This is a genomic window from Bradyrhizobium campsiandrae (genome assembly GCF_014529705.1).
Lineage (GTDB): Bacteria > Pseudomonadota > Alphaproteobacteria > Rhizobiales > Xanthobacteraceae > Bradyrhizobium > Bradyrhizobium campsiandrae.
The window spans coordinates 1-25795 of sequence record NZ_JAANIH010000048.1; the positions used below are offsets into that span (position 1 = coordinate 1).

General features: G+C 64.2%; 24 protein-coding genes. 13 read left to right on the forward strand and 11 right to left on the reverse strand.

Annotation, left to right across the window (positions count from 1 at the left end):
- A partial coding sequence (locus tag G8O24_RS29235; protein WP_188105420.1) for a cache domain-containing protein occupies positions 1–967 on the reverse strand: 967 nt, incomplete at its 3' end.
- A gap of 255 nt (positions 968–1222) precedes the next feature.
- On the opposite strand from G8O24_RS29235, the gene G8O24_RS29240 reads away from it, so the two are divergent.
- From G8O24_RS29240 to G8O24_RS29260, 5 genes are all read left to right on the forward strand, one after another.
- Positions 1223–2266, forward strand: a complete 1044-nt coding sequence (locus tag G8O24_RS29240; RefSeq protein ID WP_188105422.1) for a C-terminal binding protein — start codon at positions 1223–1225, stop codon at positions 2264–2266.
- Between the two features lie 86 nt (positions 2267–2352).
- Positions 2353–3693 carry an ABC transporter substrate-binding protein gene (locus G8O24_RS29245; RefSeq protein ID WP_188105425.1) on the forward strand — a complete coding sequence of 447 codons (1341 nt, stop codon included), beginning with the start codon at positions 2353–2355 and terminating at the stop codon, positions 3691–3693.
- Positions 3694–3829: 136 nt separating this feature from the next.
- Positions 3830–4786, forward strand: a complete 957-nt coding sequence (locus G8O24_RS29250) for a carbohydrate ABC transporter permease (protein WP_188105427.1) — start codon at positions 3830–3832, stop codon at positions 4784–4786.
- A gap of 52 nt (positions 4787–4838) precedes the next feature.
- A complete protein-coding gene (locus G8O24_RS29255) occupies positions 4839–5681 on the forward strand; it encodes a carbohydrate ABC transporter permease (RefSeq protein WP_244646057.1) in 843 nt (280 codons plus the stop codon).
- Positions 5682–5764: 83 nt separating this feature from the next.
- A complete protein-coding gene (locus G8O24_RS29260; protein ID WP_188105431.1) occupies positions 5765–7120 on the forward strand; it encodes an esterase-like activity of phytase family protein in 1356 nt (451 codons plus the stop codon).
- Between the two features lie 152 nt (positions 7121–7272).
- Here G8O24_RS29260 and G8O24_RS29265 read toward each other — a convergent pair whose 3' ends face one another.
- Both G8O24_RS29265 and G8O24_RS29270 read right to left on the reverse strand, forming a co-directional pair.
- A complete protein-coding gene (locus tag G8O24_RS29265) occupies positions 7273–8958 on the reverse strand; it encodes a mucoidy inhibitor MuiA family protein (RefSeq protein ID WP_188105433.1) in 1686 nt (561 codons plus the stop codon).
- 179 nt (positions 8959–9137) lie between these two features.
- Positions 9138–9758: a response regulator transcription factor gene (locus G8O24_RS29270; protein ID WP_188105435.1), complete on the reverse strand. Its 621-nt coding sequence runs from the start codon at positions 9756–9758 to the stop codon at positions 9138–9140.
- 201 nt (positions 9759–9959) lie between these two features.
- Between G8O24_RS29270 and G8O24_RS29275 the strand changes: the two genes are divergently transcribed.
- Positions 9960–10997, forward strand: a complete 1038-nt coding sequence (locus G8O24_RS29275; protein WP_188105519.1) for an AraC family transcriptional regulator — start codon at positions 9960–9962, stop codon at positions 10995–10997.
- Positions 10998–11271: 274 nt separating this feature from the next.
- Here the strand turns inward: G8O24_RS29275 and hemN are convergent, their stop codons facing one another.
- Positions 11272–12624: an oxygen-independent coproporphyrinogen III oxidase gene (hemN, locus tag G8O24_RS29280; protein WP_188105436.1), complete on the reverse strand. Its 1353-nt coding sequence runs from the start codon at positions 12622–12624 to the stop codon at positions 11272–11274.
- Between the two features lie 160 nt (positions 12625–12784).
- Here hemN and G8O24_RS29285 point away from each other — a divergent pair, with 160 nt between their 5' ends.
- Positions 12785–12979 (forward strand): hypothetical protein, encoded by a 195-nt coding sequence (locus G8O24_RS29285; protein ID WP_188105438.1) that lies wholly within the window; start codon positions 12785–12787, stop codon positions 12977–12979.
- A gap of 243 nt (positions 12980–13222) precedes the next feature.
- Here G8O24_RS29285 and G8O24_RS29290 read toward each other — a convergent pair whose 3' ends face one another.
- Together G8O24_RS29290 and G8O24_RS29295 are read right to left on the reverse strand one after the other, a co-directional pair.
- Positions 13223–13873: a CoA transferase subunit B gene (locus G8O24_RS29290; protein ID WP_188105440.1), complete on the reverse strand. Its 651-nt coding sequence runs from the start codon at positions 13871–13873 to the stop codon at positions 13223–13225.
- Entirely contained in the window at positions 13873–14610 is a 738-nt protein-coding gene (locus G8O24_RS29295) for a CoA transferase subunit A (protein ID WP_188105442.1), read from the reverse strand. The genes G8O24_RS29290 and G8O24_RS29295 overlap by 1 nt, the downstream gene beginning before the upstream one ends.
- Before the next feature lie 299 nt (positions 14611–14909).
- On the opposite strand from G8O24_RS29295, the gene G8O24_RS29300 reads away from it, so the two are divergent.
- From G8O24_RS29300 to G8O24_RS29315, 4 genes are all read left to right on the forward strand, one after another.
- The gene (locus G8O24_RS29300) at positions 14910–16799 is read left to right on the forward strand and encodes an AsmA family protein (RefSeq protein WP_188105521.1); all 1890 of its coding nucleotides are present in this window, start codon (positions 14910–14912) and stop codon (positions 16797–16799) included.
- Positions 16800–16993: 194 nt separating this feature from the next.
- Positions 16994–18379 carry an ABC transporter substrate-binding protein gene (locus G8O24_RS29305; protein WP_188105444.1) on the forward strand — a complete coding sequence of 462 codons (1386 nt, stop codon included), beginning with the start codon at positions 16994–16996 and terminating at the stop codon, positions 18377–18379.
- Positions 18380–18548: 169 nt separating this feature from the next.
- Complete coding sequence (locus G8O24_RS29310; RefSeq protein WP_188105446.1) at positions 18549–19421, forward strand: carbohydrate ABC transporter permease; 873 nt, start codon at positions 18549–18551, stop codon at positions 19419–19421.
- Positions 19418–20269 (forward strand): carbohydrate ABC transporter permease, encoded by an 852-nt coding sequence (locus G8O24_RS29315; protein ID WP_188105448.1) that lies wholly within the window; start codon positions 19418–19420, stop codon positions 20267–20269. The genes G8O24_RS29310 and G8O24_RS29315 overlap by 4 nt, the downstream gene beginning before the upstream one ends.
- Here the strand turns inward: G8O24_RS29315 and G8O24_RS29320 are convergent.
- Genes G8O24_RS29320 through G8O24_RS29335 form a run of 4 tightly spaced genes read right to left on the reverse strand, consistent with a single transcriptional unit; the run spans position 20266 to position 23670 of the window.
- The gene (locus G8O24_RS29320) at positions 20266–20766 is read right to left on the reverse strand and encodes a DUF6622 family protein (protein ID WP_188105450.1); all 501 of its coding nucleotides are present in this window, start codon (positions 20764–20766) and stop codon (positions 20266–20268) included. The two genes, G8O24_RS29315 and G8O24_RS29320, sit on opposite strands and share 4 nt — an antisense overlap.
- 12 nt (positions 20767–20778) lie before the next feature.
- Positions 20779–21591, reverse strand: a complete 813-nt coding sequence (locus tag G8O24_RS29325) for an ABC transporter permease subunit (RefSeq protein WP_188105452.1) — start codon at positions 21589–21591, stop codon at positions 20779–20781.
- A 1-nt stretch (position 21592) separates the two neighbouring features.
- Positions 21593–22504, reverse strand: coding sequence for an ABC transporter permease (locus tag G8O24_RS29330; RefSeq protein ID WP_188105454.1), 912 nt, complete (start codon positions 22502–22504; stop codon positions 21593–21595).
- Positions 22501–23670, reverse strand: coding sequence for an ABC transporter ATP-binding protein (locus tag G8O24_RS29335; RefSeq protein ID WP_188105456.1), 1170 nt, complete (start codon positions 23668–23670; stop codon positions 22501–22503). The genes G8O24_RS29330 and G8O24_RS29335 overlap by 4 nt, the downstream gene beginning before the upstream one ends.
- Positions 23671–23760: 90 nt before the next feature.
- On the opposite strand from G8O24_RS29335, the gene G8O24_RS29340 reads away from it, so the two are divergent.
- Positions 23761–24024 carry a hypothetical protein gene (locus tag G8O24_RS29340; RefSeq protein WP_306666326.1) on the forward strand — a complete coding sequence of 88 codons (264 nt, stop codon included), beginning with the start codon at positions 23761–23763 and terminating at the stop codon, positions 24022–24024.
- On the forward strand, positions 24021–24323 hold the full coding sequence (locus G8O24_RS29345) for a type II toxin-antitoxin system RelE/ParE family toxin (protein ID WP_188105458.1): 303 nt from the start codon (positions 24021–24023) through the stop codon (positions 24321–24323). The genes G8O24_RS29340 and G8O24_RS29345 overlap by 4 nt, the downstream gene beginning before the upstream one ends.
- Here the strand turns inward: G8O24_RS29345 and G8O24_RS29350 are convergent.
- Positions 24320–25780, reverse strand: a complete 1461-nt coding sequence (locus tag G8O24_RS29350) for a glycerol-3-phosphate dehydrogenase (RefSeq protein WP_188105460.1) — start codon at positions 25778–25780, stop codon at positions 24320–24322. The genes G8O24_RS29345 and G8O24_RS29350 overlap by 4 nt on opposite strands.
- Positions 25781–25795: the final 15 nt, after the last annotated feature.

The window sequence follows — 25795 nt, forward strand, 5'->3', positions numbered from 1 at the left end:
CATCGCTGGCGGTCGCAGTCATCGACTGCGCCGTCGACTGCATGCCGGCCGCGGCCGAGGAGACCGAGCGCACGATGCCGTTGACGCTGCGTTCGAAGTCGTTGGCGATGTCTTCCATCGCGCGGCGACGTTCCGCCCCCGCACGCTCCTTCGCCGCCGCTTCGGTCTGCTCGAGGTCGCGGATGCGAAGCGCATTGTCCTTGAAGATCTGGACCGTGGAGGCCATCGCGCCGACCTCGTCGCCGCGGCCGACGCCGGGGATGTCACCCTCGAGCTTGCCGTCGGCGAGATCCTTCATGCGGGCGCCGAGCAGCGCCAGCGGACGGCTGATGCTGCGGCCGAGCATCCAGGCCACGCTGCCGGCGACGATGACGATGCCGAGCATGGCAAGGCCGAGCAGCCAGTAGACGGGGCCCATCTTCTGATCGATGTCCTCGAGATAGGCGCCGGTGCCCAGATACATGTCGAAGCCGGGGACAGCCACCGCGTAGCCGATCTTGCGGATCGGCTTCTCCTGGCCGGGCTTCACATATTCATAGTACAGCAGGATCGAACCGTTGGCCTTCACGCCGTCCATCAGCTCGACCGACAGCTTGCGCCCGTTGGTCACGACATCCATGCGGTTCTGGCCGATCTGCTTCGGATCGGGCGCGAGCTGGGTGATGCCGTCATAGGACGTGCCGAACAGGTAGCCCGAGCCGTTGTCGTAGGTCATCGCATTGCCGTAGCGGCGAAGCTCGGCCATGGCCGCATCCTTCGTCAGCTCGCCGGCATCCACGCGCTTCTTCAGCGCGGCGGCATAGTTGCGGGCCAGATCGACGATCGACTTGGTCTGGTCGATGCGCGCATCGACCATGGCGTTCTTCATCAGGTAACCGGCCAGGACACCGGAGATGCACAGGCCGAACAAGGTGACGCCGACAAGAATGCCAAGCTTGGGGGCGATCTTCAGGTTGCTCAACTTCAAGATGGGCTCCTCGGGTGGCGCGGACTAAAAGCGCAGGCCTTTTGATTTGAATCAATTTTTAGTGTGAGACCCCTTAGCAAGTTACTTACAGCCCTCCGTAGAAGCCCGTATGCTGTCGCGGAAACCGGCAATAAACTTGGAGCTGAACAACCGCTAATTGTACGCGATCTGCCCGATTTCGCGTAAAAGACGCAAAGGCCCGCTCGAGAAGGCCGGGTCGCAACAAGAACCGACAAAACAAATCGGGAGCAGGAAATGCCGAAATACAGGGTGGTGACGCCGAAGGGCGCGAGCTTCACGGTCGCCGGCAGCGACTATTCCTACGAGCGCGAGGCGCTCGATCCGATCGATGCCGAGATCGTCGAGGCGCCGGCCAACGAGGCGGAATTCATCGCCGCCGCCAGGAATGCCGATGCGATCTACGCCAAGGGCATCCCGATCACCAAGACCATCATCGACGCGCTGGAAAGCTGCAAGGTCATCACCCTCGGCTCGGTCGGCGTCGACAGCGTCGACGTGAAGGCGGCGACCGCGCGCGGCATCCCGGTCACCAACATCCCCGACACCTTCATCGAAGAGGTCGCCGACCACGCCATGATGCTGCTGCTGTCGGGCTTCCGCCGTCTGGTCGAGCAGGACCGGATGGTGCGCACCGGGCGCTGGGCCGAGGGCCGGCCGGCGCTGCTGAAGATTCCCAGGCTGATGGGACAGACGCTCGGCTTCATCTCGTTCGGCCGCGTCGCGCGTGCGGTTGCGAAGCGCGCAGCGCCCTTCGGCCTGCGCATGATGGCCTACGACCCCTTCATCCAGGAAACGCTGATGTGGGACCACGGCGTGATCCCGGCGACACTGAACGAGGTGCTGTCGCAATCCGACTTCGTCTCGATGCACGCTCCCGCCCGGCCTGAAGTGCACCACATGCTGACCGAGAAGCATTTCCGGCAGATGAAGAAGGGTTCGATCTTCATCAACACCGGACGCGGCGCCACGGTGGACGAGGAAAGCCTGATCAAGGCGCTGCAAGAGGGCTGGATCGCCCATGCCGCACTCGACGTGCTGGAGAAGGAACCGCCCTCGCACAACAACCCGATCCTCGGCATGGAGAACGTGACCCTGACCGCCCATGTAGCCTCTGCCTCGGCACGGTTCGACGAGGCGCGCAAGCGGCGCGTGGGCTACGAATTGTCACTGGTGCTTCAGGGCATGTGGCCGGTAAGCTGTGTCAATCCGTCGGTGCTGCAAGACACCGCGCTCCGCCGCTGGCAACCGGTCAGCATGGACCGCGGCCCGAACAGCTGAGGCGGCCGGCGACGAAGCTCGCTGGAACCGGCAGGCCCTTCACCGGCGATCAACGCCGGGAAGGGAGACATCATAGGGAGGAACTGATGAGGAACGACATCACGCGTCGTGATGCCTTGGCGCTGGGCCTGTCTGCTGCGACGTTCGCCGCCACCGGTGCTGCAGCGCAAACATCAACCATCAAGGCGACCGACGTTCCTGCACCCAAGCGCGAGATCGAGAAGGGCGCATCCTTGCGCATGCTGCGGCCCGTCCGCTTCGTCCAGGCCGACGAGGACGTGTTCCGTGCCAATGCGGCCAACTTCACCAAGGAGACCGGCGTCGAGGTCAAGATCGACTTCGTCGGCTGGGAGGACATCAACCAGCAGACCGCGGTGACCGCCAATTCCGGCGCCGGCCCCGACATCATCATGGGCTTCTCGGATGCGCCGCACATCTATGTCGACAAGCTGATCGAGCTCACAGACGTCGCCGATTACGCCGGCAAGAAGTACGGCGGTTGGCTGCCGCTGGCGCAGCGCTACGGCAAGAGGCACAAGAGCGACGCCTGGATCGGCCTGCCGTTCGGCGCGTCCGCGGGCCCCCTGATCTACCGCAAGTCGGTCCTGCAATCAGTCGGCTACGACAAGGTGCCGGAAGACCATGCCGGCATCCTCGATCTCTGCCAGAAGCTGCAGAAGGCCGGCAAGCCGGCAGGGTTCGCGCTCGGCAACGCCAGGGGCGACGGCACCGGCTTTGCGAACTGGTCCTTGTGGTCGCACAACGCGGCGCTGCTCGACGAGGACGGCAACGTCACCATCAACAGCAAGGAGACGATCGCCGCGCTGAACTTTGTCAAGCAGCTCTACCCAACCTTCATCCCGGGCACGACGTCGTGGAACGATGTCAGCAACAACCGCGCCTATTCGGCGCAGGAGATTGCGCTGACGGCCAACGGCGTCTCGCTCTATTTCTCGCTGAAGAACGATCCGGCGACCAAGGCGATCGCCGACGACAGCGAGCACCAGTTGCTGCCGAAGGGACTGGCGAAAGTCTCTCCGATGGACGGCCTGACGCTGAACGCCATGGTGTTCCAACACAGCAAGTATGCCAATGCGGCAAAGGCGTTCCTGCAATACATGCTGGAAAAGGAGCAGTACGAGCCGTGGCTCAACGCCAATTCCGGCTACTGGTCCCAACCGCTCGCAGCCTATGCGGACGCTGCGGTGTGGGCGGGCGATCCCAAGGTGAAGATCTTCAAGGAAACGATGAACAGCACCTATTACGCCGGCTACAAAGGACCGATCTCGACTGCGAGCGCCGCCGTGACCGCCGACTACGTGCTGATCCAGATGTTCGCATCGGTTGCGACCGGCGCGGCTACGCCGGAAGCCGCGGCCGCGGAAGCCGAGCGGCGTTGCAAGCGGTATTTCAGGCGGCAGAAGTAGCGGCCGTTGGTGCGGCCGTCATTGCGAGGAGCGAAGCGACGAAGCAATCCAGACTTTCACCACGGAGACAGACTGGATTGCTTCGCTCCGCTCGCAATGTCGGTGGAGCGACTTTCGAGAACAGGACAACGACCCAATGTCGGTGACGACCCTCTCCTCCCCGACCCTGATACACCGGCAACCGAACTGGCTGGTCCGCCTGTTCGACTACAAGCCGTTCCTGATCGTGATGTGCCTCGCGCCGGCGATCGGGCTGCTGACGGTGTTCCTCACCTATCCGCTCGGGCTCGGCATCTGGCTCGCCTTCACCGACACCACGATCGGCCGGAAGGGCGAGTTCATCGGCCTCGAGAACTTCCAGTATCTGCTCACCGACTCGCTGTGGTGGAACGCGGTGTTCTACAGCGTGGTCTACACCGGCATCGCGACCTTCGGAAAATTCGCGCTCGGCTTCTGGCTGGCGCTGCTGCTCAACAACCATTTTCCGTTCAAGAGCCTGCTCCGCGCGATCATCCTGCTGCCCTGGATCGTGCCGACGGTGCTGTCGGCGCTGGCGTTCTGGTGGATCTACGATCCGCAATTCTCGATCATCTCCTATCTCTTGGTCGACGTGCTGCACTGGAAGTCGAGCAATGTCGACTTCCTCGGCTCGCCCTGGCCGGCGCGGTTCTCGCTGATCGCCGCCAACATCTGGCGCGGCATTCCGTTCGTCGCGATCTCGCTGCTGGCGGGCCTGCAGACCATCTCGCCCTCGCTCTACGAGGCCGCGATGCTTGACGGCGCCAGCGCCTGGCAGCGCTTCCGCTACATCACCTTCCCGATGATGATGCCGATCCTCGCCATCGTCATGACCTTCTCGATCATCTTCACCTTCACCGATTTCCAGCTGGTCTACGCCATCACCCGCGGCGGCCCCGGCAACTCGACGCATCTGCTGGCGACGCTGGCGTTCCAGCGCGGCATCGCCGGCGGCGAGCTCGGCGAAGGCGCGGCGATCGCGGTGTCGATGATTCCGTTCCTGGTATTCGCGACGCTGTTCTCCTATTTCGGCCTGGCACGCCGCAAATGGCAACAGGGAGAGGCCAATGACTGACGCCGTCGCGCAAGCCTCCACCGTCACCGATGCCAAAGCTGCGCCCGACACCATGGCCTGGGATTCCGGGCTGCGGCGGCTGATGATGATCTACCTGCCGCTCGGCTGCTTCGTGCTGATCCTGCTGTTTCCGTTCTACTGGATGGCGATCACCTCGTTCAAACCGAACGCGGAGCTGATGAACTACCGGGAGCACAACCCGTTCTGGATCTCCTCGCCGACGCTGGCGCATATCAAGCACCTCCTGTTCGACACGGCCTATCCGCGCTGGCTGTGGACGACGATGCTGGTGGCGATCGGAGCGACCACGCTGTCGCTGGTCGCGAGCACGCTGGCGGCCTACGCGATCGAACGGCTGCGCTTCCGCGGCAGCCCCTATGTCGGCCTCGGCATTTATCTGGCCTATCTCGTGCCGCCGTCGATCCTGTTCATTCCGCTCGCGACCGTGGTGGTGCAGTTCGGCCTGTTCGACTCGCCGCTGGCGCTGATCCTGGTTTACCCGACCTTCCTGGTGCCGTTCTGCACCTGGCTGTTGATCGGCTATTTCAAGTCGATCCCCTACGAGCTCGAGGAATGCGCGCTGGTCGACGGCGCGACGCGGCTGCAGATTCTGCGGCGGATCACGCTGCCGCTGGCGGTGCCCGGGCTGATCTCGGCCGGCATCTTCTCCTTTACGCTGTCCTGGAACGAGTTCATCTACGCGCTCGCCTTCATCCAGAGCGGCGCCAACAAGACCGTGCCGGTCGCGATCCTGACCGAGCTCGTCACCGGCGACGTCTACCAGTGGGGCGCGCTGATGGCGGGCTCGCTGCTCGGCTCGCTGCCGGTTGCGATCTTCTATTCGCTGTTCGTGGATTATTACGTGTCGTCGCTCACGGGCGCGGTAAAGGAATAATCGCGCCTGCGGCGTTTGGCCCGGCTTCACAAAACTGCAATACGCGATCCGCATAAGGCGTCGTCCGCCAACAGGAGACGCACATGCGCGCGACTTTTCTCGTCACCGCCGCAACGATCATTCTCACCGCCAGCGCCGCCCTCGCGCAGAGCGAAGGCGAATTCCCGGCCAAGCTCGCCGGCCACGTGGTGATGCCGGCTGCAACCTTCATCGACGCCCCCGCCGATGCACCCGCCGATCTCAAGACCTCAGGCAAGTACACCACCGGCAAGCGCGTCGATGCGCTCGGCACCGTGATGGGGAAATCGTTCGAGCGTCCGACCGGCGTCTCGCTGCCGTTCAAGGGCCAACCGCTGCAGGGCCATTCCGGCATCAAGCACATGCCCGACGGCACGTATTGGGTGATCACCGACAACGGCATGGGCGCGCGCGCCAATTCGATGGACTCGATGCTGTATCTGAACCACTACAAGATGGATTGGGCGAGCGGCAAGATCGAGCGCGAAGGCACCATCTTCCTGCACGACCCCGACAAAAAGGTGCCGTTCCGCATCGTGCATGAGGACACGCAGAAGCGCTATCTCACCGGCGCCGATTTCGACACCGAAGGTTTCCAGATCATCGGCGACACTTTCTGGATCGGCGACGAGTTCGGCCCCTATATCCTGAAGGCCGACAAGTCAGGCAAGATCCTCGCCGTGTTCGAGACCATCGCCGACGGCAAGCCGGTGCGCTCGCCCGACCATTGGGCGGTGTCGACCCCGGGCGCGCCGGGCGCGACCTACACCAACGTCAACCTGCGCCGCTCGAAGGGTTTTGAAGGCTTTGCCGCGTCGAAGGACGGCAAATTCCTCTACGGGCTGCTCGAGGGCCCACTGTGGGATGCCGACAAGAAGGACTGGGAGCGCGTCGACGGCAAGGAAGCCTCGCGCATCCTGGAATTCGACGTCGCCGCGGAAAAGTTCACCGGCCGCTACTGGCAATATGTGTTCGAGCAGAACGGCAATGCCATCGGCGATTTCAACATGATCGATCCGAGCGCCGGCCTCGTCATCGAGCGCGACAACGGCGAAGGCACGCCCGACAAGGCCTGCCCGGCGGGCACGCGCGGCGAAAACTGCTTCCCTGACGTTGCCAAGTTCAAGCGCGTCTACAAGATCGAGCTCTCCGACGCCAATGTCGGCAAGCCCGTGCGCAAGATCGGCTATATCGACCTGATGAAGATCCAGGATCCCGACAAGAAGGCGCGGAAGCCGCTCAATGACGGCGTCTACACCTTCCCGTTCTTCACCATCGAGAACGTCGATCGCGTCGACGACACTCACATCATCGTCGGCAATGACAACAACCTGCCGTTCTCGTCCAGCCGCGATCCCAACAAGGCCGACGACGACGAGTTCATGCTGCTCGAGGTCGCCGATTTCCTGAAGGCGAAGTGAGGGCGACGCGCTCTCCTCCCCCTCCCCCGCTTGCGGGGGAGGGCCGGGGAGAGGGTGTTTCGACAACGAAGACTCCCCCAGAGGAAAGAACCCTCACCCCAACCCTCTCCCGCAAGCGGGAGAGGGAGCGCACCCCCTTCGTGGCCCGCATCCTAGCCCGACGGCACGATCACCATGTTCTTGTCTTTCGGCCAGCGGACCCGCCAGGCGAAGTTGATGTCGCGGACCTCGCCCGGCTTGGCATCGAACGACCATTCCAGCACGCCGCGCTTGTCGCGGATATCCTTTGCTGTGGGCGGCGTGGTTGCGGGCAGCATCTCGACGACGATGTCCTCGACCTCGCTGACCGGCAGCTGATCCTCGATCGCGACGCGAATTGGGAAGTCGTGGCCGTTGCGGATTGTGGTCTTGAAGGCGCGCTCGTCGGTCTTCGACGTCGTGACCAGGAGACCGGCCGAGCCTTCGTTGCGCTTCAGCACCGCACGCTCGACCTTGACCTTGTCGTCGGCGCCGAAGCCAAGCCGCACGATGTCGTCCTTGGCCGATGCCGAGAGCTTGCCCCGGCCGACGAAGACGCCGTCGCGGTAGATCGCGACCTTGCCCGGCAGCAAGGCCGTGTCGTCGGTCTGCTTGAAGCTGGCTTCGAGGAAGGCGGTGGGGTCCTGCACCGGCGCGGCGCGGACGGCAAGATCGGCCGGCACGCTCATCGAGGCGATGCGCAGGCTCTTGGCGCCCTCGGCAGCGCCAAGGCTGACGCGGCCGGGGATCTTGAAGGTCGCCTGGAAGTCGCCAATCTCGGCGGTTGCCTCTTGCTCCCCAATGATCGTCCCCCCACCAAAGCGGAACTCCTGGGTCTTGTCTTGCGCAGGCTCCGCGACGGGCGCCGACGCCACCGCGGAACGCGAGCGCGATTGAATCAGCATGTCCATCTGCGGTTTGGGGACCTGCTGCGGATATTGCGCCACCAGCGATCCCAACTCCGGCGCGCTGCCGCCACGGGCGATGCGGACGGTGGAAACGCCGAGCGTGACGTTCGACCAGTCCTCGCCGGTCGATTGCGTCACCTCGGCCCGGCGGACCAGTTCGAGCTGCGGCTTGCGGTCCTTGCCGCCGGTGTCGAGCCGGGCGTCATAGAGCGGCAGCCAGGGCGCGTTGCGGACGGTGTAGGTCACGCGCAGCATCGCCTTCGTCGCCGCGGTCGAGGCGACGTCGATGCGCACCTCGAGCTTGCTCGGCGGCTTGGCGGACCGGTCGGCTTCGAGCTGCGCGATCTGGCGATCGATCTCGCGTTGCTTGCGGAAAGCGTCGCGGATCGCCGTGTCGGCGGTCGCGACTTCCTCGGCCACGGCGGCAAAGGCCGCGCGCCATTCGGTGATCGGCCGCGCCTCGCCTTTGTCCCCGAGGCCGGCGGGAGACGCCTCGGCGAAGTGCTGCGCGAATTTGCGCCGTGCGTTGGCGGCGTCGATTGCACCTTGCAGATCGGCGCGCTGGTCCTTGAGCGCCTCGATGCGCTTGTCGAGCTCGGGAAGATTGACCGGCGCCGCCGCGCGCGGCGGCCGCGCGTCGATGGTGCCGATGGTGAGCTTGGCGCCGGCCTCGCCCTCGACGCGGAGGGAAGACGGATCGAGCGAGAGCGGAAAATCCTTGGCGACCAGCGTCGAGTCGCCCGAGGCGAGGTCGATCGTCATGACACGCGTCACCGTGGCGCCGTCGGGATAGACGGTGACGGTGTCGATGGCCGATGTGGCATCCACATCGGCGGCCCATGAGGGCGACGCGAAAGCTGCGGTCACCAGGACCAGGCTCGTCGTCGCCAGACATCTTGCGATCGTGCGCATCAAACTTCTCCCTGCCGAACTCGCCGCGCCGCCAGCCGGACGCTGCGAAAACATGCCACGCCATCGTGTTTAGACGCGGCAGGGAAGGAACCGGTTCGATTGGGGTTTCCGTTGGGCGCAGCTGCGGCGGCACCATGGCCGCCGAACGCGTCACCACGCCGCGGCACAGCCCGGCCCGCTCAGATCTGAGCGGGCGAACCCTGGCCGAAGATCCGACGCAGCAGATCCGTCACGTTGCGAGCGCCGGCCTTCTTCAGGATGCTGGCGCGATAGCCCTCGACCGTACGCGCGCTCAGATGCATCCGCCGGGCGACCTCCTTGTTGGTCAGGCCTGCCGCGAGATGCGCCAGCACGTCGCTTTCGCGCGTGGTCAGGGGTTCGCAGCCGGACAGCCAGCGCTGCCGGCTCAAATCGGGCTGGGCGGATTCGTCGATCGCGGCGTCGATCCGGCCGACGATATCGTGGGTGCGGAATGGCTTCTCGATGAAGTCGGTCGCGCCGCTCTTGATCGCGTCGACCGCCATCGCGATGCTGCCGTTCGCCGAGGTCACCAGCACCGGTGCCATGCAGTTTTCTTCGCGCAGACGCTTGAGCACCTCGAGAGCGGAGCGGTCCTGAGGCATCTCCAGCAGCACGCAGGCCGGCATCCGTGCCTTCGCCTCCGACAGCAGGGATGCGCTGTCGGCAAAGCAGATCACGTCATAGGCATTCTGTTGGAGCGCCCTTGAAAGTTGTTCGCGGGAGGTCGCGTCAGTGTCAACGACGAATACCTCGCCCTTGGAAAGCATGTTCCCCGGCATAATCCCGATCCAGCAATGTCTTGGTCAAATGGTACGAGACGGCCGGGGGCTTCATCGCGCCCCGCCGTCATGAGCACGGCATTGGCGCCGGTGCTTCGCTTTCCCTTATGTATGTTCCAGCCAGTTCCTGGATTTGACGGATCGGGACAGAAACTTTACAGTTCGGGACGTCTTCGGGAATGCCTGACAGGAACAGGTCGCATGCCCGACCTCATGCGCAGTGCCGGCTTGAGCTATTACCCGGAGGTCGCCCGGTCGGTCGGGCTCGACCCCAAACTGATGCTGCGCAAGGCCAGACTGCCGCTGGCCGTGCTCGACAAGCCTGATACGCCGATCGCCGTCGCAAGCCTCCGCCGTCTGCTCGAAATGTCGGCAGAAGCTTCCGGCGCCGAAGATTTCGGCTTGCAGCTGGCCGAACGCGGCGGGCTCACCAATTTCGGCGCGGTCGGCCTGATCGTGCGCGAACAGGCGACGGTCGGCGAGGCGATCGAGGCGTTCTCGCGCTTCATCCATGTCCATCACGACGGCATGAAGCTCGACATCGTCAGAGACAGGCAGACCGTGACGATCAGGTTGCAGCTGCGGGGAAGGCGACCGACCGCCCCGCGTCAGTCGATCGACATGGCGCTGGGCAGCGTCCACCGCATCATCCAGTCCCTGTTCGGCAGCGATTGGCGGCCGCAGGAAGTTCACCTGCATTACCCGCCGCCACACGACCGCAAGCGTTACAGCGACTTCTTCGGCTGCCGCGTGCTCTTCAACGCGGAGGAGGATTCGATCTTGCTGTCGGCGCATGACATGGAGCGGCGGATCCCGAGCGCGCATCCTTTGATCGCGAACTACTTACGCAAGCGGATCGAGGCGATCGAAAACCGGCCGGCGAGTTGGGAGGAGAAGGTCGACGAGGTCGTGCGCAGCCTGCTCGCAACCGGCGACTGCACCGTCGAACGCGTCGCCGAGCGTCTCGCCTGCACCCGCCGCACCATCCACCGGCACTTGGCGGAGGCCGACACCAGCTTCTCTGCGATCCTCGAAGCGCAGCGCGCCGATCTCGTGATCCGACTGATCGAGGACCCCGACCGGCCGCTCGCGGACATCGCCGGACAACTCGGCTTCTCCGCGCAGAGCGCCATGGCCCGCTGGTTTCGCGGTCGCTTCGGCTGCACCATCACCGATTGGCGCAAGGGCGTGCGGCCGCCGGCACAGCCCGCCGACGCTCCCTCAGCCTCCGCGGCTTGAGCTCACACTCGAATCAGCCGTGCTCGAACGGGCCGACTTCGCGGATGACCTTGCAAATCTGCAACCGGCCGCTGGCATAGAACTCGGCATGCCCTCGTTTCATCGCCAGCAGGCGCGGCTCGAATGATAGTTTCGGATCGATGTCGGCGATTGTTACGCGGGATGCCGGCGCTCGGCGGCAGTACGCCAAAGCCAGGCAAGATAGCGGAGGTGGCAGAAATTCCTTTGTTGAAGCGCAAGCTGCGCTGTCATCGCACGGAGCGCCTCGAGAGCCCTACACCGCCCGACTGTGCAACTGCTTTCCCGGATCCAGATGCGCATCGAACGCGGCGGCAACGCTGCGAACCAGGAAGCGCGAGTCGTTCGCGACCGCGAGACGGTCCCCGTCCAACTTCACCACGCCATCGGAGATCAGTGACTTCAGCCGCGGCGCCGACCGCAACATCGCTGCCGGCTCGGCGCCGTGTCGCGCGCAGATGTCGCCGAGATTGGCGCCGAAGTCGCACATGATCCGTTCGATGATATCGGCGCGCAGGCGGTCGTCGTCGGTGAGCCGATAGCCTTTCGCCGTGGCAAGACGGCCGTCGGCGATGCTTTGCTGATAGGCCCCGATCTGCACCTCGTTCTGGACGTAGCCCTGCGGCAGATGCCCGATCGCGCTGGCGCCGAAGCCGAGCAGCACCTCGCTCTGGTCGGTGGTGTAGCCCTGAAAATTGCGCCGCAGCGTGCCCTGCGCGAAGGCCACGGCCATGGCATCATCGGGGCGTGCGAAATGGTCGAGGCCGATCTGCACGTAGCCGGCCTCCTTCAGCGCGTTGGCGATGGCGCAGGCCTGGTCGTGGCGCGCAAGGCCATCAGGCAGACGGTCTTCGTTGATCATGCGCTGATGCTTCTTGAAGGCGGGCACATGCGCGTAGCCGAACACCGAGAAGCGGGCCGGCGCGAGCGCGAGCGAGCGGCGCACCGTATCCAGGCAGGACGCAACGGTCTGGTGCGGCAGGCCGTAGATCAGGTCGAAATTGAGCCCCTTGATCCCGGCGCTCCGGAGCATGTCGACGACGGAGGCGGTCTGCTCATAGGTCTGCACGCGGTTGATGGCGTGCTGCACGCGCGGATCGAAACTCTGCACCCCGAGGCTCGCGCGGTTGACACCGGAGAGTTGCATGGCTTCGACCATCTCTGCGGTCAGTGTCCGCGGATCGATCTCGACCGCGATCTCGGCCGAAGGCAGCACGAAAAAGGCATGACGCATCGCCGCCATCAGCTCGGCAAAGGCCTCCGGCGCCATGATCGTCGGCGTGCCGCCGCCGAAATGGATGTGCTCGACCTTGATACGGCCGCCGATGGTCTCGGCGACCTTCGCAATCTCGCCGCACAGCGTCTGCTGATAAGCCGCGATCAATTCGTCGCGGCGGACGATCTGGGTATGGCAGCCGCAATACCAGCACATCTCGCGGCAGAACGGCACGTGCAGATAAAGCGACGCACCGACGTCGCCGGGAAGCTCGGACAGCCAGCGCGCATAGGTATCGGCGTCGATGGCCGGCGAAAAATGCGGAGCGGTGGGATAACTCGTGTAGCGCGGCAGGCGCTCCTCGCCGTAATTGGCTGCGAGATCGACCCTCATGTCTTACCCATTCGTAAATCACTGCCGCGGACGATGGCGGCCAAATGCTGATGGCAATAGATTACCCGCTTTCCGCCCGATGACATTGCGCTTGCTCAAAGTCTTCCCGCCGGATTAGGCCCATCGTGATGGTCGATCACCGTCCCTTGGGAGATAGGCCATGGCGTCGTTCGCGCTCGATCTCGTTCTCTGGCTTGCCGGTATTCGCGGCCACATCCCGCGCTTCGACGATTTTCGTCCCGTACCCGTCGCGCCGGCCACCGGCGCAGGCCAGCTCATGCGCTTCCTCGCCGTCGTGGCCGCCGTGCTCGGCGCGCTGTCGCTCGCAGTCTGGATCGCGATCGGCCTTCTCTGATCGACGCAACAGACTGTTCACGATGCAGGCGGTCAAATCGTAGCCACACACTTCGTCATTGCGAGCATAGCGAAATAATCCAGAAATACCTCCGCGGAAACAGTCTGGATTGCTTCGTCGCGAGAGCTCCTCGCAATGACGGCGTGGAAGCAGCTTGCGTCTCTGCAAAATGCTCCAATTGATCAGCCAAATAAAAATGGCCGGGACTGAGCCCGGCCATTCGCCTTCATTGCCACCGCAGTATCAAGTATTCTTCAGCGCGACGCGGAATTCGGCCTCGGTCTTGGCCTTGACCTCGTCGAGCGTGACGCCGTCGGCGAGCTCGATCAGCGCCATGCCGCCGTCGCCGTGCTTGTCGATGGTGAAGACCGCAAGATCGGTCACGACCATGTCGACGACGCGCTCGCCGGTCAGCGGCAGGTTGCACTGCTTCAGAAGCTTGGCGCCGTCTTTGGCGGAATGCTCCATCACCACGACGACGCGCTTGACGCCGGCGACGAGGTCCATCGCGCCGCCCATGCCCTTGACCATCTTGCCGGGGATCATCCAGTTGGCGAGATCGCCGTTCTGGGCCACCTGCATGGCGCCGAGGATCGACAGATCCATGTGGCCGCCGCGGATCATGCCGAAGGAATCCGCGCTGGAGAAATACGAGGTCGACGGCAGTTCGCTCACGGTCTGCTTGCCGGCATTGATCAGGTCCGGATCTTCCTCGCCCTCATAGGGGAACGGGCCCATGCCGAGCATGCCGTTCTCGCTCTGGAGGCTGACGTCCATGCCGTCAGGGATGAAATTCGAGACCAGCGTCGGAATACCGATGCCGAGATTGACGTAGTAGCCGTCACGCAGTTCCTTCGCGGCGCGCGCAGCCATCTGTTCACGGGTCCAGGCCATCAGATTTCTACTCCTGTTCCGGCCGGGGCTGCGCTAGTCGGGCGCGGCCGGGTGTTGCGGAATTCGATGCGCTTCTTGGCCGTGCCGACCTCGATGATGCGCTTGACGAAAATGCCTGGTGTGTGGATGTGATCAGGATTGAGCTCACCGGCCGGAACCAGGTGCTCGACCTCGGCCACCGTGATCTTCGCGGCGGTCGCCATCATCGGGTTAAAGTTGCGCGCAGTCTTGCGGTAGATCAGGTTGCCGGCGGTGTCGCCCTTCCAGGCGTGCACGATGGCAAGGTCGGCGAACAGGCCGCGCTCCATCAGGTATTTCTGGCCGTCGAACTCCTTCACTTCCTTGCCTTCGGCGATCAGCGTGCCGACGCCGGTCTTGGTGTAGAAGGCCGGAATGCCGGCGCCGCCGGCGCGGATGCGCTCGGCCAGCGTGCCCTGCGGGTTGAATTCCAGTTCCAGCTCGCCGGCGAGGAATTGCTGGGCAAACAGCTTGTTCTCGCCGACATAGGACGAGATCATCTTCTTGATCTGGCGCGTTTCGAGCAGGCGGGACAGGCCGATGCCGTCGACGCCGGCATTGTTCGAGACCACGGTCAGCCCCTTGACGCCGGACTCGCGGATCGCATCCGACAGCGCCTCGGCGATGCCGCAGAGGCCGAAGCCTCCCGACATGATCATCATGTTGTCCCTGAGAACGCCCTCGAGCGCCGCCTTGGCGTCGGGATAGACCTTGTTCATGCAAAAACCTCGACTGAAACCTGAGAGGCGTCGCGCCTTATTGGCGGGGATTATTAGGCGAAATCGTCCGAAGCCGTCAATGATACGGGGTTCTCCGTCCAGGGCCCTGGTGGTAGAAGCTGCCCACGCCGTGGGCAGACCCGTCCGCGGCCTTGAAAGCGACAAGAAAACCCATCAAGTTGCGGCACTTAACGAAACAAGACGCGTAAGCTAAGAAAGGCTTGGGCGTGGGGCGCGCAGGTTTCCCGGCCCGCCTTTCCGGCTCCAACGACCAACCCGATCAGGACATGCCATTGACCATGGCCCAAGGAATGAAGCGCCTCGGGACGCCAATCGCGGCGCTGCTCGGCGTTGTGCTGATCGGCCTGATCGCGACCTCGTGGCTCATCAACCGCGACGCGCTGCGCAAGGCGGTGGAAGCGCAGATCCGCGACGTCACCGGGCTCGAGCTCAGCGTAGCGGGCAACATCGACATTTCCGTGCTGCCGGCCAGCTACGTTTCCTTCCACAATGTCGGCCTGAAGGGCGGCGGCACCAGCGATCCCGCGCTCCATGTCGACGTGCTCACCGCCAATCTGCGGCTGCTGCCGCTGCTGCTGCAGCGTTTCGAGATCGCCGACCTGACGCTGCTCAGGCCGCACATCCATGTCAGCCTGAAGGCGGACGGCGAAAGCAACTGGACCCCCTTCATCCAGACCATCGCGCGCACGATGAAGCCCGGCGCGGACAACCAGGTCTCGTTCTCCGAGATCAGGATCCAGGACGGCGTGCTCAATTACGAGGACGCCGCCACCCACGCCACCGAGCAGTTCGACGACATCGACCTGTCGCTGGCCTGGCCCTCGATCGCGCGCTCCTTTGCCGCGACCGGCCAGTTCGACTGGCGCGGCGAGCGCGTCGACGGCTCGGTCAGCTTTGCCGATTTCGTCGCGGCCCTCTCCGGCGACCGGTCCGGGCTGAAGGCACGGATCGCGAGCGCTCCGCTCAAGCTCGCCTTCGACGGCAGCGTCGCCAACCGCACCAGCCCGATGATGGAGGGCACCCTCACGATCGACAGCCCGTCCTTGCGCAACGCGCTGCGCTGGACCGGGCAGCCGCAGCCCGGCAGCGGCGGCTTCGGCCGCTTCGCGCTGAAGGCGCGCGCCAATGTCGTGGGCGCCTCGATCGCGCTCACCAACGTCAATGTCGAGCTCGACGGCAACGCCGCCGAGGGCGTGATGACCTATGCCAATAACGGCCGGCAGACGCTGCAGGCAACGCTCGCCGCCGACGCACTCGACTTCACGCCCTACATCTCGACCTTCCGCCTGCTCGCCAGCGGCGCCCGCGACTGGAACAGGCAGCTGTTCGACCTCAATGGCCTCTCGACCACCGACCTCGACATGCGCCTGTCGGCAGCCAGGCTGACGGTCGGCCCGACCAAGCTCGGCCGCACCGCGATCGGCGCCAATCTGCGCAACGGCACGCTGGCGCTCTCGGTCGGAGAGGCGCAGGTCTATGGCGGCATCGCCAAGGGCTCGTTCGGCATCTCGCGCTCCGACACCGTCGCCGACATCAAGGCGCAATTCCAGTTCACCGACGTCGACCTCCAGGCCTGCGCCACCGAACTGTTCGGGCTCAACAAGCTGTCGGGGCGCGGCAACATCAACGTCTCCCTGCTCGCCTCAGGCTCGAGCCCGTTCGGCCTCGTGCAGTCGCTCGACGGCACCGCCACCGTCACAGGACATGACGGCGCGATCTCCGGCTTCAATGCCGAGCAGCTGCTGAAGCGGCTCGAGCGCCGGCCGCTGTCCGGCGGCGGCAATTTCCGCAACGGCTCGACCCCCTATGACAACCTCACCATTGCGGTGAAATTCGCCGATGGCATCGCCACCGCCGAGGACATCCGCATCGAGGGACCTTCGGCGAAGATCACGCTGACCGGCACCGCGTCGGTGCCGACGCGCGAATACGACATGAAGGGCGTGGCGAGCCTCAATACGACGTCGGGCTTTCAATTGCCCTTCATGGTGCAGGGTCCCTGGGATGATCCGCTGATCTTCCCCGACCCCGAGGCGCTGATTCGCCAATCGCCCGCAGCGTCTCCCTTCCTGGACCTGTTGAAGCAGCGCATCACCGGCGGCAAGCGACCGCCACAGGCCGAATCTCCGACGGCGGAGAACGGCAAGGAAAGCGCGAAGTCCAACTGAGCACAATGATCGCCGATCATGCGAATTGATCCGGCCAGATTGATGCGGCGATCGCATCGATGGGCGCGTTAAGCATCTGCGCGAGGCCGATCCCCCTCGACCTAGGTCTGACAACATGCCGCTAGATCGGCTGGCAGCCATGCGCTAGTGTTTATCCGACCGGTTAAAACACCGGCGGCTTGAGGGAGAAAAACGTGAAATCCAAGGTTATTGGCGCAGTCACATTGGCGGTCGCTGCGGCCGGGCTGTTTGCAGCCGCTGCACCCGCATTTGCGCAGCAAAAGACGATTACGGTTTGGTGGGGCAAGGGCTTCTATCGCTCCGAAGACGACGCGCTGCTCGAGACGATCAAGAAATTCGAAGCCAAGACCGGCATCAAGGTCGAATTGTCGCAGTACGCGATCCAGGACATGATTCCGAAGACCGTCGCCGCGCTCGACGCCGGCACCGTACCCGATGTCGCCTATTCCGATTCCTATGACGTGCAGGCGCAGGGCAAGTGGGCCTTCGAGGGCAAGCTCGAGGACCTCACGGACGTCATGGAGCCGATCAAGGATCGGTTCGTGCAGAACACGCTGGATGCCTCCGTTCTCTACAACGACGTCGCCAAGAAGAAGGCCTATTACGGCTTCCCGCTAAAGCAGCAGAGCATGCATGTCGAGATCTGGAACGACATGCTGGAGAAGGCCGGCTTCAAGCTCTCCGACATCCCGACCGACTGGGCGGGCTACTGGACGTTCTGGTGCGACAAGGTGCAGCCGGCGATCCGCAAGGCGACCAGCCAGCGCATCTATGGTGTCGGCCAGCCGATGGGGGTCGAATCCACCGATGCCTTCCAGTCGTTCTACACCTTCATGGACGCCTATCACGTCAAGCTGGTCGACGACGACGGCAAGCTGCTGGTCGACGATCCCAAGGTGCGCGAGAACCTGATCGGCGCGCTGAAGGATTACACCGACACCTACATCAAGGGCTGCACCCCGCCCTCCTCGACGACCTGGAAGGATCCGGACAACAACGTCGCCTTCCACAACAAGACCATCGTGATGACGCACAATTTCACGATCTCGATCGCGGCGAAATGGTTCGAGGATTCGCAGAACCAGGCGCTCACGCAGGAGCAGCGCGACGCCGGCAAGAAGGCCTATGAGCAGGACATCATCACGGCGTCCTTCCCGAAGGCGCCGGACGGCTCGACGATCAAATATCGCTCCGACGTCAAGACCGGCTTGATCTTCACTGCGGCGAAGAACAAGGCCGAGGCCAAGCAGTTCATCAGCTTCCTGCTGCAGGAAGAGAACGTCCGCCCCTATATCGAGGGCGCGCTCGGCCGCTGGTTCCCGGTGACGAAGGAGAGCCAGGAAAGCGCGTTCTGGCAGGCTGACAAGCACCGCAAGGCCGTGTACGCGCAGTTCAAGGGCGGCACCGCGCCGTTCGACTTCACCAAGAACTGGAAGTTCACGATCCTGAACAACGAGAACGTGTGGGCGAAGGCCATGAACCGGGTCGTCAGCGAGAAGGTGCCGGTCGACAAGGCCGTCGACGAGCTGATCGCCCGCATCAAGCAGGTCGTGGGCTGACATCTATCCCTCCCTCTCCCCGTTCTTACGGGAGAGGGTCGGGGTGAGGGGCTTTCTCCGCGAGTTGTATGCGTCGTGAGCCCTGTACCCCCTCACCCGGATCGCCTGCGGCGATCCGACCTCTCCCCGCAGGCGGGGAGAGGTTTAAGATTCAAAGAGCTCGAAAAGAATGGCGATCACGCTCTCTGGCGATCAGTCGATTCCCGCCCCGCCCCTGTCGTCGCGGCTCACCCCGGCGCAGATCTGGGGCATCGTGCTGCTCGCCCCCTACCTGCTCGTCTTCCTCGCCTTCGTCGTCTACCCGGTCTGCTATGGGCTGTGGCTGGCGCGGGCTCCGTCGAACTATGTCGCGCTCTACAACGATCCGATCTTCGCGCGCGCCGCGGTCAACACGCTGATCTTCCTGGTCATCGGCATCAACATCAAGATGCTGATCGCGCTGTTCCTGTCCGGCTTTTTCGCCCAGCAGCGCAGCTGGATCAAATGGCTCTCGGTGATCTTCATCCTGCCCTGGGCCGTGCCGTCGATCCCGACCATCCTGTCGGTGCGTTTCATGCTCAATCCGGAATGGGGCGTGATCAACCACCTCATCTTCTCCTTCACCGGCGATGACGGCCCGAACTGGCTGAACGACCCCACCGTGGCGCTGACCATGGCGATCGGCGTGCACATCTGGAAGTCGCTGCCGTTCTGGACGCTGATCCTGATCACCGGACGCCTTGCGATCTCGCATGATCTGTTCGAGGCCGCCGAGGTCGACGGCGCGAGCTGGTGGCAGAAATTCCGCTTCATCACCTGGCCGTCGATGCAGACGCTCTACGTGACCTGCACGCTGCTCTCGATGATCTGGACGCTCGGCGATTTCAACAGCGTCTATCTGCTCACCGGCGGCGGCCCGGCCGACCTCACCCACGTGCTGTCGACGCTCGGCATCCGCTATCTCCGGCTCGACCAGCTCTCGCTGGCGATGGCCTCCATCGTCTGCGCGATGCCGTTCGTCCTGCCGCTCGTGTACTTCATGATGAAACGGTTGTCGCGATGAAGCTTCCCTCTCTCCGTGAGGTCGCGACCGAAGCGCGGCTGCTGCTGATCGGCATTCCCGTCTTCCTGTGGACGATGATTCCGATCTACCACATGTTCCTGTTCGCGATCTCCCCGAAGGAAGACGCGTTCTCGGGCAAGCTGTGGCCGGACCATCCGACGCTGCACAATTTCGAAATCGTGTTCAAGCAGCAGCACTATTTCCTGCGCGACTTCTACATCCAGTTCTGGAATTCGACGCTGATCGCAGCCGCCGTCGGCGTGCTGACGCTGTTCGTCGCCACGGCCGCCGCGTTCTCGATCTCGCGGCTGAAGGTGCCCGGCGGACGCATGGTGCTGAACCTCGCGCTGTTCACCTATTTCATCCCCGCGGCGTTCCTAGCCGTGCCGATGTACCGCACCATGGGCAATTACGGCCTGCTCAACAATCACTGGGCGCTGATCCTGGCGATGGTGACGATCGCCTCGCCTTACGCGATCTGGGTGCTGAAGCAGGCCTCGGACAAGCTGCCGGTCGAGCTCGATGAAGCCGCGGTGATGGACGGCGCCACGACGCTGCAGATCTTCCGCCTGGTCTATCTGCCGTTGATGATGCCCTCGCTGGTCGCGATCGGCACCTATGCAGTGCTGCTCGCCTGGAACGAATATCTCTACGCGTTTCTGCTGCTCTCGAACGACCGCGAGATCACCCTCCCCGTGGCGCTCGGCAACTTCCTCGCCGCGGACGACTCGCCGTGGGAGCTGTTGATGACCACCGGCTTCATCTACGCGCTGCCGCCGGCCGCGGTCTATTACGCCTTCCGTCGCTACATGGTGGGCGGGCTGACGGCGGGTGCGGTGAAGTCCTAAAAGTCTTCAGCCCGCTTCCGCCGATAAGCGAGCAGCAGCGCGATCATCGAGCCGAAGAAATAGCCGGCGGTCGCGCCCGAGATGGCGCGACCGACGATGATCGCGAGCACTCGATCGCCTGCGTCGATAACGGAGACCACGCTCACCGTGTATTGCAGGGCGAACACGACGAGATTGCGAATCAGGGCGAATGCGCTCCCCGGCCGGATGATCTCTCCCGTCTTGTGATCGACATCGAACGGACGTGGTGTCAGCACGCCGAGCGGCAGCAGCACGAGCGCCGCGACGACCCAAGCGACCAGCGGCCATTGGCTGTCCTGATGTCCGAAACCGATCCGCGAGATGCCCCAGGCGATGAAGACGACCGGGACGATCAAGGCACGCCAGATCGGCGTCTTGCGCGGCTGCATCGCCTTGATACCCTGAAAGACCAGATACGCCAGCAGGATCCAGACCCAGGGCGGCGTATGGATCAGGATCTGATAGAAGAATATCATGACCCATTCTCTCTAAAGAGGCGCAGCGCTCTCGCCCTGCGAGCTCGACAGTTTCGAGGCCAGCGAGGCGATGAAGATGACCACCGCGATCAGGGCGATCACCAGCGTGCAGATCGCGTTGATCTCCGGCTTCACGCCTAACCGCACCTCCGAATAGATCCGGATCGGCAGGGTTGCCGAGCCCGGCCCCGTGGTAAAGCTCGCGATCACGAGATCGTCGAGCGAGAGCGTGAAGGCGAGCATCCAGCCGGCGACGATCGCAGGCGCGATCAGCGGCAATGTCACCGACAGGAAGGCCCGGACAGGAGGGCAGCCGAGATCCATCGCTGCCTCCTCCAGCGACCGGTCGAGCGAGCCGAGGCGGGACTGCACGACGACGGCGACAAAGCACATCGTCAGCGTGGTGTGGGCGATCGTCACGGTCCAGAAGCCGCGCTCGGCGTTGAGCGCGACGAACAGCAGGAGCAGCGACAATCCCGTGATCACCTCCGGCATGACCAGCGGCGCATAGAGCATGCCGGAGAACAGGGTACGCCCACGAAATCGCTCGCCGCGCGCCAATGCCACTGCCGCCAGCGTGCCGAGCAGCGTGGCGATGGTCGCGGATGAAAACGCAACCCGCAGGCTCATCCAGGACGCCTCGATCATGGCGCGGTCGGCGAACAACGCGTGATACCAGCGCAGCGACCAGCCGCCCCACACCGTCACCAGCCGCGAGGCATTGAAGGAATAGATGACGAGAATGAGGATCGGCAGATAGAGGAAGGCAAACCCCAGCGCCAGCGAGGCGATGTTGAAGCGGGACAGGCGCGAGATCTTGCGCATCTCACCGCTCCTCCAGCTGGCGCCGTTGCAGCCGCTCGTAGAGCAGCAGCGGCAACAGCAGCACCGCGAGCAGCACGATCGCCGCGGCAGACGCAACCGGCCAGTCCTTGTTGGTGAAGAATTCGAGCCACAGGGTCTGGCCGATCATCAGCGAATTGGAGCCGGCGAGGAGATCCGGGATCACGAACTCGCCGACGATGGGAATGAAGCAGAGCAGCACGCCGGCTCCGACGCCCGGCAGCGACAGCGGAAAGGTCACCAGCCAGAACACCGCCCCCGGCGGTGCGCCGAGGTCGCTGGCCGCCTCCTCCAGCGCCGGCTCCATCTTGGCGAGCGTGGCATAGAGCGGCAGGATCATGAACGGCAGATAGGAATAGACGATGCCGACATACATCGCGGTGTCGGTGGAGAGCCACACCACGGGCTGGCTGACCAGATGCAGTGTCAGCAGGATCTGATTGAGCAGGCCGTCGTGCTGGAGGATGTTGATCCAGGCATAGATGCGGATCAGGAACGAAGTCCAGAACGGCACGATCACCAGCACCATCGCCACCGCCTGCCAGCGCTTCGGCAGGCGCGCCATGCCGTAGGCAATGGGGTAGCCGATCAGCAGCAGCAAGGCGGTCGCCGTCACGGCGACGGAGAGACTGCGCAGATAGGCGTACACATAGATGTCGTCGGAGGTGAGCAGCTTGAAATTGTCGATCGAGAGCGCGGCAAAGGCTGCCCGGATCGCCGTCCAGCCCGCGGTCAGGTCGAACACCGGCTCGTAAGGCGGCTGCGCGATCGCGGTCTGCGACAGGCTGATCTTCAGCACGAAGCCGAACGGCACCAGGAAGAACAGCACCATCCAGACATAGGGCGCGATGGCGGCAAAGCGCGCCGGTCGGGCAAATATCCGGCGCGCGCTCATGACGGCAACACCATGCAATCGTCGGGCGTGAACCAGGCGACAACATGCTGGTTCAGGCTATAGGCATCGACATCGAGACGGGCGCTGTTGGCGACGGAGGCCTGCACCGTCCCGCCGGTATCGAGCTTCACCTTGTAGGTGGTGGTGCCGCCGAGATAGCAGATGTCGGCGATCACGCCGTCGAGCCGGTTGATCGCGGTTTCGTGGCCGGCCTCGCTCACGGGACCACGACGCGACAGCTTGATCTTCTCGGGGCGGATTGCGACCGAAAATTTTGCCTCGCCGAGCGGCTGGCGCGGCTCGGCCACTACCAGCGTCCCTGCATCGCGCGTGCCGATCACCAGACGATGGCCGTCGCGCAATTTGGACTCGGCGTCGAACAGATTGATGTCGCCGACGAACTCCGCGATCCAGCGCGAGCGCGGCGCCTCGTAGAGCTCGCGCGGACCGGCGACCTGGACGAGCTTGCCCGATCTCATCACGCCGATTCTATCAGCCATCGTCATCGCCTCCTCCTGGTCGTGGGTGACGACGATGAAGGTCATGCCCAGCCGGCGCTGCAGCTCCATCAGCTCGGCTTGTGTGCTCTCGCGCAGCTTCCTGTCGAGGGCTGCCAGAGGCTCGTCGAGCAGCAACAATTGCGGCCGCCGCGCCAGCGCGCGGGCCAGCGCGACGCGCTGGCGCTGGCCGCCGGAGAGCTGGTCGGGCTTGCGCTTCTCCAGCCCCTCGAGCTTCACCAGCGCAACCATCTCCGCGACGCGCGTTGCGATATCGGCGCGCGCCATATTGGCGCGCTTGAGCCCGAAGGCGATGTTGTCGCGCACCGATAAATGCGGAAACAGCGCGTAGTTCTGGAACATCATGTTGATGGGCCGCTCGTGCGGCAGCGCCTGCGCGATGTCCTTGTCCCCGAGCAGGATGCGCCCTTCATCCGGAGCCTCGAAGCCGGCAAGCATGCGCAGCAGCGTGGTCTTGCCGCAGCCGCTGGGCCCGAGCAACGCAAAGAACTCGCCGGCCTTGATGTCGAGCGACACGCCGTCGACGGCGCGGAACGTCCCGAACGCCTTGACCACGCCCTCGATGCGCAGCAGCGGCCCGCCTGCAGCCGGATGCGCAGCTCCAGCCGCTTTCTCTCCGGCATCCGTTCTCGGCAATTCGTCAGTCATATCCCTGCCAACCCCAATGCCGCCGCACGCTAGCGGCGGATCGGCCTTTGCTCAACCGGTTCGAGCCGGATCTGCCCAAATGGGCCCTTCATGCCGGACATCAAAAGGCGTATGATGATGAACATGACCAAGTTGCTGGATCAGGCCCTGGAGATCGCGCGCAGTCTGCCGGCGGACGCGCAGGACGACATTGCCCGGATCGTGCTGCAGCTTGCCGGCGCGGAAGCAACCTCTCCCGTCGTTCTCTCGGAGGATGAGAGAGCGGCGATTGCTGCATCGAAGGAGGCGGCCGCGCGCGGCGAATTCGCGACCGAGGCCCAGGTCCAAGCCACCTGGGTCAAACACGGCCTGTGAATCTCCGCTACACGCTTCCGGCACTGGCCGATCTGGATTCCATTTTGACCTACATTTCGGCGTCCTCTCCGAAGGGAGCCGCGCGCGTGCAGAAGCGGATCCAGGATGTCATCGGCCTGCTGCTGTTGCATCCCGAGATCGGCCTCCGGACCGACGATCCAGATATCCGCAGGTTGACCACAACGCCCTACCCGTTTCTCGTCTTCTACGAGATTGGGCACGAGGAGATCATCATCCACGCAATCCGCCATGCCGCGCGCGATCCTGGCGGGATGCCGGGCAAGCCTGATTCCGCTTAGGTTGCGCCCGCCATGAACGCCGCCAGCGCGTCGCGGTCCGCCGCGGCCATGGTGAGGCCGAGCTTGGAGCGGCGCCACAGGATGTCCTCGGGGAAGCGTGCCCATTCGTGGGCCATGAGATAGCGCACCTCGGCGCCGGTCAGGTCGGAACCGAAAGCGGGGCCGAGCGCCTCGCGTGTCTTCACCTCGCCCAGCACGTCAGGCAACCGCGAACCGTAAGCGGCAACCATGCGCCGGGCCTGCAGCTCCTCCAGAAAGCGCCAGCGGTGACACGCAAGATCGACCTCGGTCTCGAAACGATCCCAGGCGAAATCGCCGCCAGGCAATGCTGCGCCTGACGTCCAGGGCCGCGACATCGGATAGAACGGCGTCAGCAGCGTCACCGCCCGCTCCGCGCGAAAGCGCGAGGTCGTGACATCGCCGCCGAACATCGTCAGCAGCGGCGCCTTGCGCCGGCGCGCGTGGAACAACGTCGTGCCGTCGCGCCGCCGTGCGGACGGCGGCGACAGGTTGACGCCGGACACCGTGCGCACCACGTCGGTCGGGGCGACGCGCTCGCGGAAATAGCGGCTTGCGGCCTCGCAGAGATAGCTGACATCGGCGCCTGACATCGCGACAACAGCGGGATCGCCGGTAAAGTCATGCGTGGCCGTGCCGATCAGCGTGAAGTCGCGCTCGAACGGACTGGCGAAGATCAATCGCCCGTCATGGTTCTGGAACACATAGACGTTGTCCGACTCGAACAGCCTGGGCACGATGATCTGGCTCATCTGCATGGCGGCCGTGGCCGGTTGCTTCTGCCGCAGCACGGTCTCCGCGACGATCGACGTCCAGCCGCCGGTAGCATTGGCCAGCGCACGCGCCGTGATCACCCGGCGATGGCCGCGGTCGACCAGCGCCAGCCGCCAGATGTCGGTCCTGTCGGCGCGCACGCAGCGCGCGCCGGTCCGGATTGCGGCGCCGCGTTCGGCGGCATCCAGCGCCGTGAGCACCACCAGGCGCGAATCGTCGACGAGGCAATCGGCATAAGCGAAGGCAATACCGAACGGGCGCTTCAGCGCATTGCCGACCGGATGATGGGTGATGTCGAGCGTCGTCGAGGCCGGAAGGCCGCCGCGGTCGGCAAGGGCGTCATAAACATACAGGCCCGCGCGCAAGAGCCATGGCGGACGCTCGTCGGAATGGGCGGGGACCACGAAGCTCATCGGCCGCACCAGATGCGGCGCGATCCGGAGCCAGGTCGCGCGCTCGGCCAGCGCCCGGCGCACCCGCCGGAAGCCGCGCCGCTCCAACACCGACAGATCGCCATGGATCAATCGTGGTGTCGCCGACGAGGCAGCAGCGGCCAGATCGCCCTGCTCGATCAGGATCACCCGCAAGCCGCGGCCGGCACCATCGCGCGCGAGGCTGACACCGTTCAGGCCGCCACCGATGATCGCGAGGTCGTAATCCGCCATGAAGCCGTCTGGAGG